Here is a 14,141-nt window from a genome sequence, read left to right on the forward strand (position 1 = left end):
TCGTGAGAAAAGCTGGCATCGAAAGCATTACTGAGCTTTTCGTGAGAAAAGCTGACATCGAAAGCATTACTGAGCTTTTCGTCAGAAATCGAATATTTTGACCTTTGAGCGGAAAATGAGCTTCATTACGCCGAGCGTAGCGAGCGTAGTACCCATCAAACCAACGGCGACAGCGGCCGCCCAGTAATAAGTGCCCGTTTCTGCATAGTTGAAGATGGATACGGCGGCAACGACCCATTTGGGCGTAATGAGAAAGACGATCGTGCTTAAGGTATTCATATTTTTCATAAAGGCATAGACGAAATTCGCGACAATGGTCTTTTGCAGCATCGGGAATACGATGGTAGTCAGGGTGCGGCGGCTGTCTGCCCCAAGGTTCGTTGCGGCTTCTTCAATTGATTTATCTACCTGTTTGAAGGAAGCGGTGAGACCGCGATAACCGACCGGCATCTGCTTGAGCAACATCGCCACGATAATGAGAATAGCAGAGCCTTGCAGCATAATAGGTCCTGAGCTGAAAGCGACGATTAGGGCTAAACCAACGAACGTCCCTGGCAAAGCAATGGGCAGTACCGCAGTGAAATCCAGCAGTTTTTTGCCGGGAAAGGGCTTGCGCACGACCACATAGGCCAGCACCAAAGCGAAGCCAACAGCCAGAATTGAGCTGATAAGCGACAGCACCAAGCTGTTCAGTACAGCAGGGCTGGATGGATTGAACACAATTTTGAAAATATGATCCAGTGTAAAGGTATTGTCACGTCCGAAATTTTTCGTAAAGGCAAACAAAAGGGTGATGATGAACATGGATAAAATGAAGAGTGCCATAATGCTGTTAAAAATAAAGAGTAGGATATCCGTTTTGCGAGAGGTCATTACTCGCTTCAGGCCGGAAACGGGCTTGCCTGTAATGGTCGAGTAGGAACCTTTGGACAGCAATTTCCCCTGAATGACGAATACGAGCAAAGCAGGGATGACGAGAATAATGCCCATCACGGACGCGAGCCCCGGCTCATTATTAATAATTTCTCCGTAGATTTCAACAGCCAAAAGAGAATAATTTCCCCCTATCAGCTTGGGATTTCCGAAGTCGGCAAAGCAGTTGATTGCGACTAGCAAGAAGGCGTTAATGACGCCAGGTAGCGCTAATTTAAACGTAATGGTGCGGAAAAGCTTGAAGCCTCTTGCGCCTAGATTCTGGGCGGCGATTTCTAAATTAGGCGAAATGGACCGAAGGACGCCTGTAATCGTCATGTAGGCAAGAGGGAAATACGAAATGGTCTGCACGATCCAGAGACCAGGCAGCCCGTATAAATCCAACTCGACGTTAAACCATGCTTTCAGTGTTTGCGAGACCATGCCACCTCTTCCGAATAAGAGCAGGAACGCAAGGCCGGTCATGACTGAAGGCGCTAGAATCGGGAGGAAAGCGATAAAGCGGAAAAACTTTTTCCCCGCGATGTTGCTGTAATGAATGGAGTAGGCATAAATAAAGCCGCAAACGGTTGCCGTTAGAGCAGATAGAGATGAACTGACGACCGTATTCAGAAGGGCCGTACCATACCGACCTTTGCTAAAAAATGTGGTCCAATCGGTTGCTCCCGGCAGGGCAATCACGTAAATGAGCGGGTAAATGACGAAGAGACAGAGAACAGCGAAACTGATGAGCACAAGGATCAGCGATGATGGATCTTTCATCAGTTTGCTGATCGACGAGCCCATACCCTTTTTTTCTATGATCATAAGGGGCTCACGACCACCTTCCGAATTCATTGTGTAGGAGGGCATTGTTTAACACGACAGGCGTGCTTCAATGCCCTGTAAACGTTTGCTTTTATTTGAGGTTTTTCAGCGCATCTTGCAGCTCTTTACGCTGTTCGGCAGCTTTCCACAAGCTGTAGGTCGTGTTGTATTTGGTTGCTTTGATATCGATACCGCCTTTCGGAATCGGTACGGTTGGCTTCACAGAGCTGGCAAAGGCAGACTCTGTATATAGAAGTCCGGGTTCATTCGTCAGCATGTAATCCATCAGCTTTTTAGCGCCTGCGGTGTTAGCTCCGCCCTTGACGATCGCCAATCCACCGACTTCATAGCCTGCGGCTTCTGGTACGATACTGACAATCGGATTACCTTGATTTTTCATTTTTAGCTGATCACCGAGGAAGGTAATACCGATGGTATACTCGCCTTTGGCTGCCTTCTGAATCGGCTCGATGCCGGACTTCGGTCTTTCTTTGAGGTTCGGCAACAGCTTTGCCACATATTTCAGCATCTCATCTTTGCCCCAAACTTGTGCTAGGGATGCTACTGCGGTGTAGGCCGTACCGGATGTAGCTGGATCAGACATCCCGATCTCGCCTTTAAATTTGGGATCAAGCAGCTCTTGGAAGGTTTGCGGATAAGTGGCTGCGCCGTATTTCTCTTTCCAACGCTGCTCATTGATACCGATCGCAATCGGGTTTAAGTAAAATCCGGTCCAAAAGCCTTCTTTATCCTTCATATTGTCCGGAATATCTTTGGAATTCGGTGAAATGTAAGCTTCTAGTGAACCTGCCTTCTTTAGCACCTCGTGTGAATCTGCGGGACCGCCCATCAGGAAGTCGGCCTGAGGTTTACCCATCTCGTTTTGTACTCGGGTTACGGCTTCGCCGCTCGGAAGACGAAGTACATCGTAGTCGATACCCGTCTCTGCTTTAAATTTATCTAAGATTTTACGTGCTTCTTCTTCTTGGAAGATGGAGTAGACGGTAATTTTGCCCTTCGATTTGCCACCAAATACCCCAGACTTATACAGGAAAAACCCTGCCACCAATACGACAACAATGACCGATACGATCAAAACAGAGCTGTTACTTTTTTTTCTAGCCATTTCATCAACCATCCCCTCGACATGTTAGGAGGCATCACTTAATTTGAAATAGGCTTTATGGTTGGTTTCATCTAACAAATCGAAAACGACGAAGTAAGCGTTATCATAACGATCAACATGCAGCCAATGCTTGCGATTCGTCCCTTCATCGCTCAACTGCACGACAAAATGGGCGCTCGGCTGTTCAGCTGTAAATTCAAAATGGCTGAAATCAATAAGCCGGACAGCGGACCGCATTTGCAGCATAAGCGCGACTCGATCAGAGCTGGATAGCGTTGTCAGCAGACCATTTTGCAAACGGAATACTTGATGGTTTACGTTCTCGATAGCCGCACCTACCGTATCCGCAGTGAGGGTCTTGTCGATAAGCATACTTTGCAGCTTTCGAACCTCTGCACTGATTTCCAACGAATGGATGGACTCGGTCCCGAAGCGAAAGCCGCTGGTACCAATTTGGAAAGGAACATCCTCCTGATCCAAATAAGCGATAGAGCCCGTTAACAGCAAGCGTGAAGCGTTTGCACGATTGGACTGTTTGCCTGCGCTTAATAGACGTGAAAATGAAGCTTTCCAAGCTATCAGCTCTTTCGGATCCTCAATTGCAATCGTTCCGATCCCTGGATACGTCACATTCATGCGCATAGGAACACCGTCGAACATGTCGCGGTTGTTCGGATCCTTCGGTACGATCCGCACTTGATCCACCCCGATGCGAAACGCATAGGCAAAAATGCCGATCAACGTACATCCGATAACGATTTGTAACAAGATGAGACGCAACCATGAAAGCCCTTTCTTCTCCTCTTGCATGTAGATTACTCTCCTTTTATCTCAAAAAAATCGTTGATTTGTATCAATTTTGTAACAAAATTTGTGGGGGAATTGGCTCGGTCTGAAAAATGAGCTTCACTTCCGTTCCTCTTCCTTGATGACTTTGTACAGAGATGGTGCCCCCTTGCAGCTCCATAAATTGTTTGCAGAGCAGGAGACCAAGCCCATGGGAATGAGGAGAAATAGGACGGTGCTGCTTCTGTTCAGGAGGAAGGAACAACGCGATTGCTTCCTGTTCGTTTATGCCCTTACCGTTATCCGTAATGCGCACAGCGCATTGATAGTCATGCTGCTCTAAGCGAATATGCAAATGTGTGCACTCGCTATGTTTAATGGCATTGTCGATCACATTAAACAGTACCTGCTGGGTGCGCTTGGGATCGGCATAGACCTCACAAGGGTCGACATGCAAGGTCGTCGTGATTGATGATTTATGGAGCGTAGGCTCCAGGATGCGCATGCTATCGGTTAGGATGGCGGATAAATCGGTTCGCTCCAGTTGCACACGCCAAGCTTCATCGCCTTTGAGCGACGCTTGCAGCAGCTCTTCGACCATCTGCAAGAGACGTGTACTCTCCTTACGGATATACACATTGCATGTTCGAATATCATCGATACGCTCCATTTTGTCAATCAGATCGGAGAATCCGATGATGGAGGTGAGAGGTGTTTTGAGCTCATGGGTGACATTATCGTAAAATTTCTTTTGCTTGCCTTGTTCATAATGCAGCAGCTCAATATGCTCTTGCAGCGCCTCCGACATTTGGTTGAAATCATCGGCCAGCTCACGCACTTCGTCTTGACTGCGGACGACTATTTTTCGGCTGAAATCACCAATGGCGACCAGCTTCAGGGCTTGTTGGAGAGCGTGCAGCGGTTTCATTAGAAAGAAGGAGAACGAGTAGCTGGCGAGTAAGGCGATTAGCAGGCAGCCAAGGGCGACACCAATAAACCAGGAGCGCATCTCGGCCAGAGTTTGTTCATGTTGATTGAGATCGAGCAGATAGCGGAACCCACCTACAATTTTACCTTCATAACTGAAAGGCGAAGCATAAATGAGAACCTTGCCGCCCTCGCCTTCGGTAATGACCGTTGCCGTTTGTCCATCCAGCGCCGCTTCGATATCACTGCGTTTGATCAAATCTTCTTTATTACTGCTATCGCCAATGATCGTACCTTCCGAATCGAACAACTGAACTTGAAAATTGCTGTTCGACGCGAGATGGGAGGCGATAAGTGGGGCATAGGTGCCGGAAAAGAGCTGTTCGATGCTGATTTTCTTATCGTTAACGATTTTCAGGGCTTCAATGCGATGCAGAGAGTAGTATTGACTTAAGGTCTGGGTATCGCGTTCGATCATACTTTTGCTCAGCGTATAATTGACTACCACATACATAGCGGCGAGCAGCATGATGATCGTAATCGTGTGCTGGATGAACAGTTTATTGCGCAGTCTCATTGCTTAAACCTCCAGCTTGTAGCCTGTACCGTGAACCGTAGCAAGCACATGATCGTAGGGCTTCATTTTCTCGCGAAGACGGTTCACCATCATATCGACAGACCGCGTCTGTCCGTAGTATTCAAAACCCCATACTTGGTCTAAAATGTGCTCACGCGTAAAAACCTTTTTAGGATTTTTACTTAGCAGCCACAAGAGATCGAATTCCTTGCTTGTCGTTTTAATGAGTTTGCCAGCTACCTTCAGGGTGCGCTCGTTTTTATCCATTTCAATGACACCCACTTGCAGGATGTCTGTCTGCTGTAAAGAATCCGCTTTCATTCTTCGCATAACGGCTCGAATTCGCATAACGAGCTCACGCGTTTCAAAAGGCTTCGTCAAATAATCATCGGCCCCTAATTGGAAGCCCAATATTTTATCATTCATTTCATTTTTGGCTGTAAGTACGATGACGGGAATTTCTTTGTAGGCTTGCTGCAAGGTCTTGAGCAGCTCGAAACCGGATTGATCAGGCAGCATCAGATCCAGCAAAATTAAATCGATAGGGTTTGCAGCTAATTCCTCAAGACCGGCTGCAATTGTGCCAGCAACGGTTGGTTGAAAACCCTCCACCTCGAGGCTTAGTTTAAGCAGCATTTGGATGCTGGAATCGTCTTCAATGATTAATACATTCATAAGAAAAGTCCTTTCTACCTACCATTATGCTTTTAGCATTCGTCGTGTATGGAGGGAGTTCCTACACGGAAGTGTTAAGCTTCTACTTCTTTTAATACTACTCGTTCGTTTTGGGCGATAGCTACCTGCAAAATATGTCTATGGAAAAATAAGCAGCATGTGGTAACGATAACGCTGCTGTCAGCTAGACGCAAGCCCCAACAGCATCACTAGCTGCCACAGCTTCTGCAGTCCCATCCACCAACGCAAAAGCAAGTGCACAGCCTGCTGTAAGACTGTCGAATAACTTCTGAGAGTTTGGCCCCCGAAAGAGTTGTTCGACAGTATCTATTCCCAAAAGGAAGAAGGTTGACGATATTTTAATGTGGTTGGACTTCTTTTTGCACATGGTGTGTTTTATAATGAGAATTATTCTCATGGTAAGAGGGTGGAGGCATTGCTGCTCTGAACATCTGTGAACATGTGAAAGGCTGCCTTGCGGCAGCCCGTTATCCATGATTATTTAAAGGTTCTACTTGTATAAGCAGCTTATTTTAGCGTTGTTGAAGGATCCTTTGGCCATCCACAGGAATAGACGGTTGTGAAAGTGGCGTGGTATGTTGAAAGTCTGGCATGAAGGTTCGTGTCCCTTGCGATGTCATATCCCCCGGATAATGGGCAATCGAGTAGGCACTGAGCCCAATAGCTGCTAGCAAGATCGTTACAAGTAGGATTTTGTGCTTGTGAAGTTGAAAATAGGACATACGCGTTCTCCTTTCTGAGACCGTGCTCTTGCTCCCGATTATGAGGGGAGGACCTGAAATAGAGCTTAGCGAGAACTGAACGTTCACTGAAAGGCCACATTTTTTGAAGAGAAAAGGAGAGACTTTTAGGTTGGAAAAGGGGTTCATAGATAGCTAAGATTGGCAATAATTCCGTTAGTACGCTAAATATTGCATTTTACAAAAAGCGCCCTGGAACTTATGATGATCTAGTTACGTGATATTTCTTCTCGTATAACGGGAACTTTTATTCGAACTCAACGTAGTACAACAAGACACGAAACAAAAAAGTTCCGAACGCATCGGGAAGAAGGAGTTTTATTAGAATGACTCATGAGGACAAAGGTGGGTGGCGATCCGACATCGCACCTTACGAAAGACCACATATTAAGCACAGTGTGTGGCAGATAATCAATACGCTGGTGCCATTTTTCATTCTCTGGTATTTCGCCAATTTGAGTCTATCGGTATCTATTTGGCTTACACTTGCTTTAGATGTGATCGCGGCAGGATTTTTAATCCGGATTTTTATTATTTTTCATGACTGTTGTCACAAATCTTTTTTCAAAAATAAGGTCGCCAATGAAATTGTGGGGACGATAACTGGCATCTTAACTTGTGTGCCGTATCATCAATGGCGCCATACTCACTCGGTTCATCACGCTTCAAGCGGAAATTTGGATCGCAGAGGGGTAGGTGACATCTGGACGTTAACGGTAGATGAATATATATCCTTACCACCACTTAAAAAGCTCGTGTATCGGTTGTATCGCAATCCGTTCGTTATGTTTATCATAGGACCGATTTATATTTTCCTTATCGATTACCGTTTTAACCGTAAAAAAGCAAACACCAAAGAGCGTATCAACACGTATATTACGAATTTCGGTATTATCGGAGGTTCTGCACTGCTTTGTTGGTTAATTGGTTGGCAGTCTTTCCTTCTGGTTCAAGGTCCGATGTTCCTCGTTTCGGGAGCTGCGGGTATCTGGCTTTTCTATGTACAGCATCAATTTGAGGAATCGTATTATGAGAATGAAAAAGAATGGGATTATGTGAAAGCAGCGATGCACGGAAGTTCATTCTACAAGCTGCCCAAAGTTCTTCACTGGATAACGGGGAATATCGGTTTTCATCATATTCATCACTTGAGCCCTCGCGTTCCTAATTATTATTTGGAGAAAGCTCATAATAAAAACGAAGTTTTGCGAGATGTGCAAACCATTACGTTATGGACAAGTCTCAAATCGCTTCAATTCCATATCTGGGATGAAGATGCCAAAAAATTTATAGGTTTTAAGGATTTGAAACGTTTTGTTGCTAACAGAGTCGTGAAGCCCGTGGAAGTTGAGTAAACGGTTACAGCTGTCGCCCCCAGTAGTTATGGCTACTGAGGCCGGCAGCTTTTTTATTTTTACCAAACTTAAACTTGTGAATGGGCGACGACGTCCTCACTAAATGGACATACGACGTCAAAAGTGAACAGGTGTTTATTATATGCAAGTTTTAAAAGATGACTTGAAAAACAGCATTCGTCAAGCCGCGTTATCGGAGTTCAAGCAGCATGGGTATGTTAAAGCATCGATGCACCTTATTGCGGATTCCGCAGGCAAGTAAGACGAATGAATAGGCAAGCGGACTCAGCAGCCGTTATTTGCTGTTTATCCCTGGCCATGCGCCTGCTTCCGGACATAGGTTCCGTTAAGGGCAGTGAATTCTTAGATATCGGCCCCTTATCGCTCGAATAACGGCGTTGATGTCCGCTAAGTTCCCAATCGGCCCACTCAAGACCACAATAACGGCTCCACGGTCCATTCATCAGTCCTTCATCGTTCCATTCATCGCCTCGGCCCTCCTTCACCCTCTATCCTTTCGTCAAGCGCCGATTTCGATGTTAAGCCTTCAAGTCAGTCCTCATTTTTTGTCTCAATAAGGAACGACTGTTTACTAACGGAATTTGGAGAGGAACCACAGAAATGAAACAAATTATTAAATGGTGCGCCGGACCATCGTCGCCTTATGGTTGGTAGCCACTATCCTATTGAGCGTATTTCAGCCCAATTTTTTTGCAGCCGGTGCTGCTTCCGGCATTGCTGGCCATGTCGGAAGCGCTGCGTGCGAAGCACAAGCCGGCTAAGCAGATTGTCTACGGAGAATAGAAAGATGCAGCCCTTCATCAGGGATCCAAATCGGATCGATGAAGGGCATTTTTTTCATCTAAAATCATAAGCAAGCTAAAGGCATTTCATCGCCCGATATCAAGAAATTCTCACAAACCTATAAAAACTAAACATCATACCTATATTTCGCACATTGTAAGGGCTACCAGTATGGAGGCATAATAAAGACATCAAATAACGAGGGGGATTCACATTGATAAAAAAATACAAAGCACTTCAGATGGTCACAGTAGGCGCAGTTGCTCTTAGCTTAACAGCTTGCGGTGCAGGCGGCAGCAAGCCAACCAGCACACCGGATCCTAAAGCGGCCGCAACAGCAACACCAAGCGAGACCGTACAACCTAAGAAACAAGAAAACATAACGATTACGTTCCAAAATATATATCCAGATCCAACAGATCCGAAGAACGGCATGCTGAAGAAAATCGTTGCTGATTATCAAGGGAAAAATCCAAATATCAAAATCGAGCTTGATTCCTTGAACACAGACCAACAAAAGTTGAAGCTCAAAACACAAGCTGCTTCCAAAGAAGTTCCGGATATCACAATCGTGAATCCATCCGCACAAATGAAGCCTTTCGTTGATGCAGGCCTATTCGCGCCATTAAATGATATGGTTGAGCAAAACGGACTCAAAGGAACTTTCCAAGATGGAATCCTAGACTTCTACACATTCAATAAGAACATTTACGCACTTCCAGATGGCAACAACATCGGTGTTGTGTACTATAACAAAGATTTGTTCAAGCAAGCTGGCGTTGAAGTGCCGAAAACGTTCGAAGAGATGATAGCAGCGGTTAAAACCATGAAAGGCAAAGGCATTCAACCGATGGTTATCGGTGAAAAAGACTCGTGGACAGGTTCCTTCTTGTTCATGAACATCTTGCTTCGCACCAACGGTGGACCTGGCTTCCTGCAATCCGTTGTTGATGGTAAGAAAACTTTCGCAGATCCTGCATTTACAGATGCAGTAAGCAGCTTTGAAGATTTGATTCAAGCCGGCGCGTTCCAAGAAGGCGCAACATCCTTTGACTACAACGCAGGTGAAAACTTGTTCAAAACAGGTAAAGCAGCTATGTACTACATGGGCAGCTGGGCAACTGGCGGTATTGAAACTTCTTCCGTTAACGGTAAAGTGGGCGTATTCAAATTCCCGACTGTTAAAGGCAAAGGTAACCCAGACGAATTCATGCTTGCTCCAGGCAGCGCATTCGCGATCTCTGCAAACAGCAAACATTTGAAAGAAACTAAAGATTTCTTGAACTACTTCATGTTGAACTACCCGAAAGAAGCTTTCGCAGTTAAAGGCGCAGTTGGTGTTGCACAGAAAGTGGATGGCGACTTCAAAGCTGCCGGATACTCCGATATGGCGATGGAAGTACTTGGCTTGTTCAAACAAGTTAAAGGCGGCGACATTGCATTTGATAACACAATGAACCCAGGAACAGCACAAGGTCACTTAACAAGCATTCAAAACCTATTCGTTCAGAAGAAAGATCCTGCTGAAGTAGGTAAAGAACACCAAACAGCTTACGACACGAATAAAAAATAATGAATTAGCAGCCAAATCGGAATTTATCCTTAAGCGCCGTGAGTGGCACTGAGGGTAAGTTCCGAATTGGTTATTATCCGCATGAAGGAGGCGAGCCAAGTGAATGTGTTAAGAGTCTCCAAATGGACGATTGCCATGTTTGTACTGCCGTGTTTAATTATCTATGTCAGCCTTGTTTTCGTTCCTATTCTCGTATCGCTTTATAGCGGACTACTAGATTGGAATGGAATTGGCGATTCGACATTCGTCGGTTTGAAAAATTTTCACACCCTGCTTTTCGCTGATCCCGTGTTCTGGCCATCTGTGCGCCGCACGCTGATGTTTGCCGTGTTTTCTATGTCTGAAATTCCTATCGCATTAGGAGTCGCTATTCTGTTGAATCGTTTTATCAAAAAACCGAATTTTCTCGTTTCCAGTTACTTTTTACCGGTCATTCTTTCTGTTGTTATCATCGGTCAATTATGGAAAACCATATATAACCCTGCCGCTATGGGGGGCATGCTGAATCAAGTGCTGGATATGCTGAACTTGCATAGCTGGACTAGATCATGGCTGACAGAACCAAAGATTGCGATGTACTCCCTTTATTTTGTGGCTCTTTGGCAGTACTTGGGCTATCATACGCTGATCCAGTTTACCGGAATTCAGAATATCCCTGCTGATATCTATGAAGCGGCCCGAATCGATGGTGCCGAGGGGCTTAAAGCCGATTGGCACATTACCTTCCCTATGAACATTCCGATTTTCAAAATATCGATCGTCCTTGCCTTCATTGGCTCGCTGCAAGCGTTTGACATGGTCATGGTTATGACAGCAGGTGGACCAGCTCATGCCACGGACGTCATTTCCACACATATGTACAACATGTCATTCCTCTCCATGAAATACGGATATGGAAGTGCGATTGCAGCTTTCTTGGTAGGCGTTTGTTTAATCGCAACGATTATTATTAATTACGTATTCAATCGACTAGAAAGAAGATTTTCATGAAGGAGGAGAGTGTCGCCATGCAAGCAACAACAGGTATAACTTCGGTGAAACCTATCACCACAGTGAGACGCAAACGCCTCTCCGTCGCCAAAGTCATCGTGATTATTTTGCTTTCCGCGCTAGTAGTTACACAAGTATATCCGCTGCTTTGGTTATTCATTTACTCGCTAAAAACCAATGAGGAGATTTTGTCCGGTAAATTTTTCGCCTTACCGCACGTCCTTCAATGGAAAAATTTTAGCGATGCCATCAAAGCGGGACATTATTTTCAATATCTAAAAAACAGTCTTTTCGTGACTTCGGTAACCATGGCGTGCGTTCTTTTGCTAAGTTCACTAGCATCATTCGCCATTAGTCGATTTCGCTGGAAATACGGACAGCTGGTCATGGTCATCTTCCTCATCGGGATGATGGTGCCGCTGCAGGCGACCTTGCTGCCGCTCATGATTATTTTCAAAAATTTACACGCGCTCAACACGCATATCTCAATTATTCTTCCCTATATCGCGTTCCAGACGCCTATAGCCGTTTTTATTCTAAGTGGATTTATGAAGTCCATTCCGAGTGAGATTGAAGAGTCAGCGGTTATGGATGGAGCAGGCGTGTTTCGAATATTTGGAAGCATCATCTTGCCAATTTCGATTCCTCCAATGATGACCGTTTGTATTCTGACCTTCATCAGCATATGGAATGAGTACATTTTGGCTGCAACCTTCATATCGTCCGAGCGGCTGAAGACGCTGCCTTTTGGGGTAAACAGCTTCGTCAGTCAATACTCCGTGAACTATGGAGCCATCGGTGCATTTCTTGTACTCGGCGCTCTGCCGGTCATTCTGATTTACTTTTTATTAGCTGATAAAATTACAAAAGGTATGGTAGCGGGAGCGGTGAAAGGTTAATTTCACCCCTCTCTTTTTGCCGTTCACAGGCTTGTGGTAGAATGGAATGCAGGACTTAACGAAGGAGGATTGACGACAACATGACTCGGGGTCTGCATTCTATTCATAATCGTTTATTTCTTTTGTTTATCTCTTGCATGCTTGTTCTCGTACTGCTTGTAAGCATCCTCTACTATCAGAAGACTACAGAAATAATCCATAGCAAAATTAGTGATTTAGCGGAGAAAAATATTTCTCAAACCGTAGGGCTGTTTGACTTACTGCTGCAAGGCTATGATAGCGTCAGCAAGTCGTTGAACAGCAATTATGAGCTGCTCCGCTTGATTGAAGACCGTGAAGCGAACAAGGATCTAGCTCTTAGCATAATTAATGAACGCTCCATCACAAACATGCTGGGTGCTGTGTATTATTCGCGGGATGACATCGTAGGTATTCATGTCATTACAAATGGGGGCAAAAACTATAACTACGAGCGCCGTTTCGCCGGTGTTTTCGATGCTAACTATTCATCGTCTGATTGGTACCAGAAGCTGTCCACTTCCTCCGGTGAAATGATATGGCTTGGCTTGTTCCAAGGCTCGGTCATTAACCGTTTCCAGGAAGAGCAGCTTTTCGTCTTCGGACGCAAGCTATATGACTTAACGGACCACCGGATGATTGGGGTCATGCTGATAGAGGCAAATCCGCAGCCGATTCTCGCGGCACTTTCGAACGTAACGATAAGTCCAAACAGTCGAGTCTACATTGTGGACAAAGAAGATCGAATGATTGCTTCAACTGAAAAAGACAAAGTAAAACCGCCTTCCTTCAGCGGGCTTCCGCGTCCTCAGAACAGCGAGGTTATCGTTGATAACCGGACAGACCAACTCATCGTTGCCGCGAAAGCGAAGATGTCGGAATGGACCGTTCTCGGGTTAACCCCCAAAGGGGACATTAACGCCGAGGTTGTGAAAACCAGGGAGTACTTGTATGTCGTTATCGTCGTACTTGTTATTTTGTCCACTGTGCTGGCTACCATCATTTCTCGCAACATTGCTTCACCGCTAAAGCTCCTCATTCGTGAGATGAAACAGGTCGAGATGGGGAACTTCAAGGGCTCTGTAACGGTCAAGTCGTTCGAAGAAATCAACTCGTTAGTCTCATCCTTCAACCGCATGGTGAATCGAATGGATGAATTGATTGAGCGGATAACGCTATCTTCCATCAGTGAGAAAAACGCAGAGCTGCAGGCGCTCCAATCCCAGGTTAATCCTCATTTTTTGTATAACACCCTAGATATGATTTATTGGATGCTTGATGAACGGGAGAACGACCGGCTGGGCAGGGTTATATTGGCTTTATCTCATATGTTCCGCTACAGCAGTGATTGGGAAGAAGCTTCGAAGACAACACTGAGACAAGAACTGGACCAGATGCGTCATTATATGACGATTATCGAAAGCAGGCTAGAGGGCAGGGTAAGCACGGAGATCGACATTGCGCCGGAATGGCTCGATGTGAGCTTGCCCAAGATGACGCTTCAGCCGATTATTGAGAATGCTGTTAAATATGGTCTGGAGCCGCTTAATCAGCACGGTAAGCTTCATGTTTCCACAGAAGTAAGAGAGCAAGAACTGCTTATTGTGATCCAGGATAATGGTGTAGGGATAGACGCTGACACTCTGGAACAAATGCAGGCGATGTTGGCGGATGATTCGACCGCTATGATGCAGCAATCGAATTATACGGACGGTAAGTATAGTGCAAGTACTTCTACTCCAACGAATAGCTCTACATCCAAAAAAGCAAGAAGAGGAATTGGACTTACCAATGTTCATCGCCGTGTGGCTCTGATGTTCGGAGATGCTTATGGCCTCAGGGTGCATAGTAAACAAGGGGAAGGCACAACGGTTATCATTGCGATGCCACTTCCTAGAAAAGGTGGATAA

General features: G+C 45.4%; 14 protein-coding genes. 6 read left to right on the forward strand and 8 right to left on the reverse strand.

From position 1 onward, the window contains the following. Positions 1-81: 81 nt before the first annotated feature. From FU659_RS18080 to FU659_RS18105, 7 genes are all read right to left on the reverse strand, one after another. Entirely contained in the window at positions 82-1,740 is a 1,659-nt protein-coding gene (locus FU659_RS18080) for an ABC transporter permease (protein ID WP_222708571.1), read from the reverse strand. A gap of 91 nt (positions 1,741-1,831) precedes the next feature. Next, a complete protein-coding gene (locus FU659_RS18085) occupies positions 1,832-2,866 on the reverse strand; it encodes an ABC transporter substrate-binding protein (RefSeq protein ID WP_187274224.1) in 1,035 nt (344 codons plus the stop codon). Between the two features lie 24 nt (positions 2,867-2,890). Further along, complete coding sequence (locus FU659_RS18090) at positions 2,891-3,676, reverse strand: DUF3919 family protein (RefSeq protein WP_147948860.1); 786 nt, start codon at positions 3,674-3,676, stop codon at positions 2,891-2,893. A 43-nt stretch (positions 3,677-3,719) separates the two neighbouring features. Then, entirely contained in the window at positions 3,720-5,156 is a 1,437-nt protein-coding gene (locus FU659_RS18095) for a sensor histidine kinase (protein ID WP_147948861.1), read from the reverse strand. A 3-nt stretch (positions 5,157-5,159) separates the two neighbouring features. Beyond that, entirely contained in the window at positions 5,160-5,831 is a 672-nt protein-coding gene (locus tag FU659_RS18100) for a response regulator transcription factor (protein WP_147948862.1), read from the reverse strand. A gap of 184 nt (positions 5,832-6,015) precedes the next feature. Beyond that, on the reverse strand, positions 6,016-6,219 hold the full coding sequence (locus FU659_RS36415) for a hypothetical protein (RefSeq protein WP_222708572.1): 204 nt from the start codon (positions 6,217-6,219) through the stop codon (positions 6,016-6,018). Positions 6,220-6,364: 145 nt separating this feature from the next. Then, the gene (locus FU659_RS18105; RefSeq protein ID WP_147948863.1) at positions 6,365-6,574 is read right to left on the reverse strand and encodes a hypothetical protein; all 210 of its coding nucleotides are present in this window, start codon (positions 6,572-6,574) and stop codon (positions 6,365-6,367) included. A 344-nt stretch (positions 6,575-6,918) separates the two neighbouring features. On the opposite strand from FU659_RS18105, the gene desA reads away from it, so the two are divergent. After that, positions 6,919-7,947, forward strand: coding sequence for a Delta(5) desaturase DesA (desA, locus tag FU659_RS18110; protein WP_147948864.1), 1,029 nt, complete (start codon positions 6,919-6,921; stop codon positions 7,945-7,947). Between the two features lie 236 nt (positions 7,948-8,183). Here desA and FU659_RS18115 read toward each other — a convergent pair whose 3' ends face one another. Beyond that, positions 8,184-8,453, reverse strand: a complete 270-nt coding sequence (locus tag FU659_RS18115) for a hypothetical protein (protein WP_147948865.1) — start codon at positions 8,451-8,453, stop codon at positions 8,184-8,186. Between the two features lie 132 nt (positions 8,454-8,585). Here FU659_RS18115 and FU659_RS35605 point away from each other — a divergent pair, with 132 nt between their 5' ends. The 5 genes from FU659_RS35605 (at position 8,586) to FU659_RS18135 (ending at position 14,141) form a co-directional block, all read left to right on the forward strand. Then, positions 8,586-8,729 carry a hypothetical protein gene (locus FU659_RS35605; RefSeq protein WP_187274225.1) on the forward strand — a complete coding sequence of 48 codons (144 nt, stop codon included), beginning with the start codon at positions 8,586-8,588 and terminating at the stop codon, positions 8,727-8,729. A 236-nt stretch (positions 8,730-8,965) separates the two neighbouring features. Next, the gene (locus FU659_RS18120; RefSeq protein WP_397355999.1) at positions 8,966-10,324 is read left to right on the forward strand and encodes an extracellular solute-binding protein; all 1,359 of its coding nucleotides are present in this window, start codon (positions 8,966-8,968) and stop codon (positions 10,322-10,324) included. A gap of 99 nt (positions 10,325-10,423) precedes the next feature. Then, a complete protein-coding gene (locus tag FU659_RS18125) occupies positions 10,424-11,314 on the forward strand; it encodes a carbohydrate ABC transporter permease (RefSeq protein WP_147948866.1) in 891 nt (296 codons plus the stop codon). A 17-nt stretch (positions 11,315-11,331) separates the two neighbouring features. Then, positions 11,332-12,213, forward strand: coding sequence for a carbohydrate ABC transporter permease (locus tag FU659_RS18130; RefSeq protein WP_147948867.1), 882 nt, complete (start codon positions 11,332-11,334; stop codon positions 12,211-12,213). 80 nt (positions 12,214-12,293) lie between these two features. Then, on the forward strand, positions 12,294-14,141 hold the full coding sequence (locus FU659_RS18135) for a sensor histidine kinase (RefSeq protein WP_147948868.1): 1,848 nt from the start codon (positions 12,294-12,296) through the stop codon (positions 14,139-14,141).

The organism is Paenibacillus sp. N3.4 (assembly GCF_008017805.1).
In the GTDB taxonomy this organism is placed as follows: domain Bacteria; phylum Bacillota; class Bacilli; order Paenibacillales; family NBRC-103111; genus Paenibacillus_E.

Coding starts and splice junctions, on each gene's coding strand:
- FU659_RS18085 (WP_187274224.1), bottom strand. CDS start 2,866: ATGGCTAGAAAAAAAAGTAACAGCTCTGTTTTGATCGTATCGGTCATT.
- desA (WP_147948864.1), top strand. CDS start 6,919: ATGACTCATGAGGACAAAGGTGGGTGGCGATCCGACATCGCACCTTAC.
- FU659_RS18105 (WP_147948863.1), bottom strand. CDS start 6,574: ATGTCCTATTTTCAACTTCACAAGCACAAAATCCTACTTGTAACGATC.
- FU659_RS18095 (WP_147948861.1), bottom strand. CDS start 5,156: ATGAGACTGCGCAATAAACTGTTCATCCAGCACACGATTACGATCATC.
- FU659_RS35605 (WP_187274225.1), top strand. CDS start 8,586: ATGGTGCGCCGGACCATCGTCGCCTTATGGTTGGTAGCCACTATCCTA.
- FU659_RS18100 (WP_147948862.1), bottom strand. CDS start 5,831: ATGAATGTATTAATCATTGAAGACGATTCCAGCATCCAAATGCTGCTT.
- FU659_RS36415 (WP_222708572.1), bottom strand. CDS start 6,219: ATGTGCAAAAAGAAGTCCAACCACATTAAAATATCGTCAACCTTCTTC.
- FU659_RS18090 (WP_147948860.1), bottom strand. CDS start 3,676: ATGCAAGAGGAGAAGAAAGGGCTTTCATGGTTGCGTCTCATCTTGTTA.
- FU659_RS18080 (WP_222708571.1), bottom strand. CDS start 1,740: ATGATCATAGAAAAAAAGGGTATGGGCTCGTCGATCAGCAAACTGATG.
- FU659_RS18130 (WP_147948867.1), top strand. CDS start 11,332: ATGCAAGCAACAACAGGTATAACTTCGGTGAAACCTATCACCACAGTG.
- FU659_RS18135 (WP_147948868.1), top strand. CDS start 12,294: ATGACTCGGGGTCTGCATTCTATTCATAATCGTTTATTTCTTTTGTTT.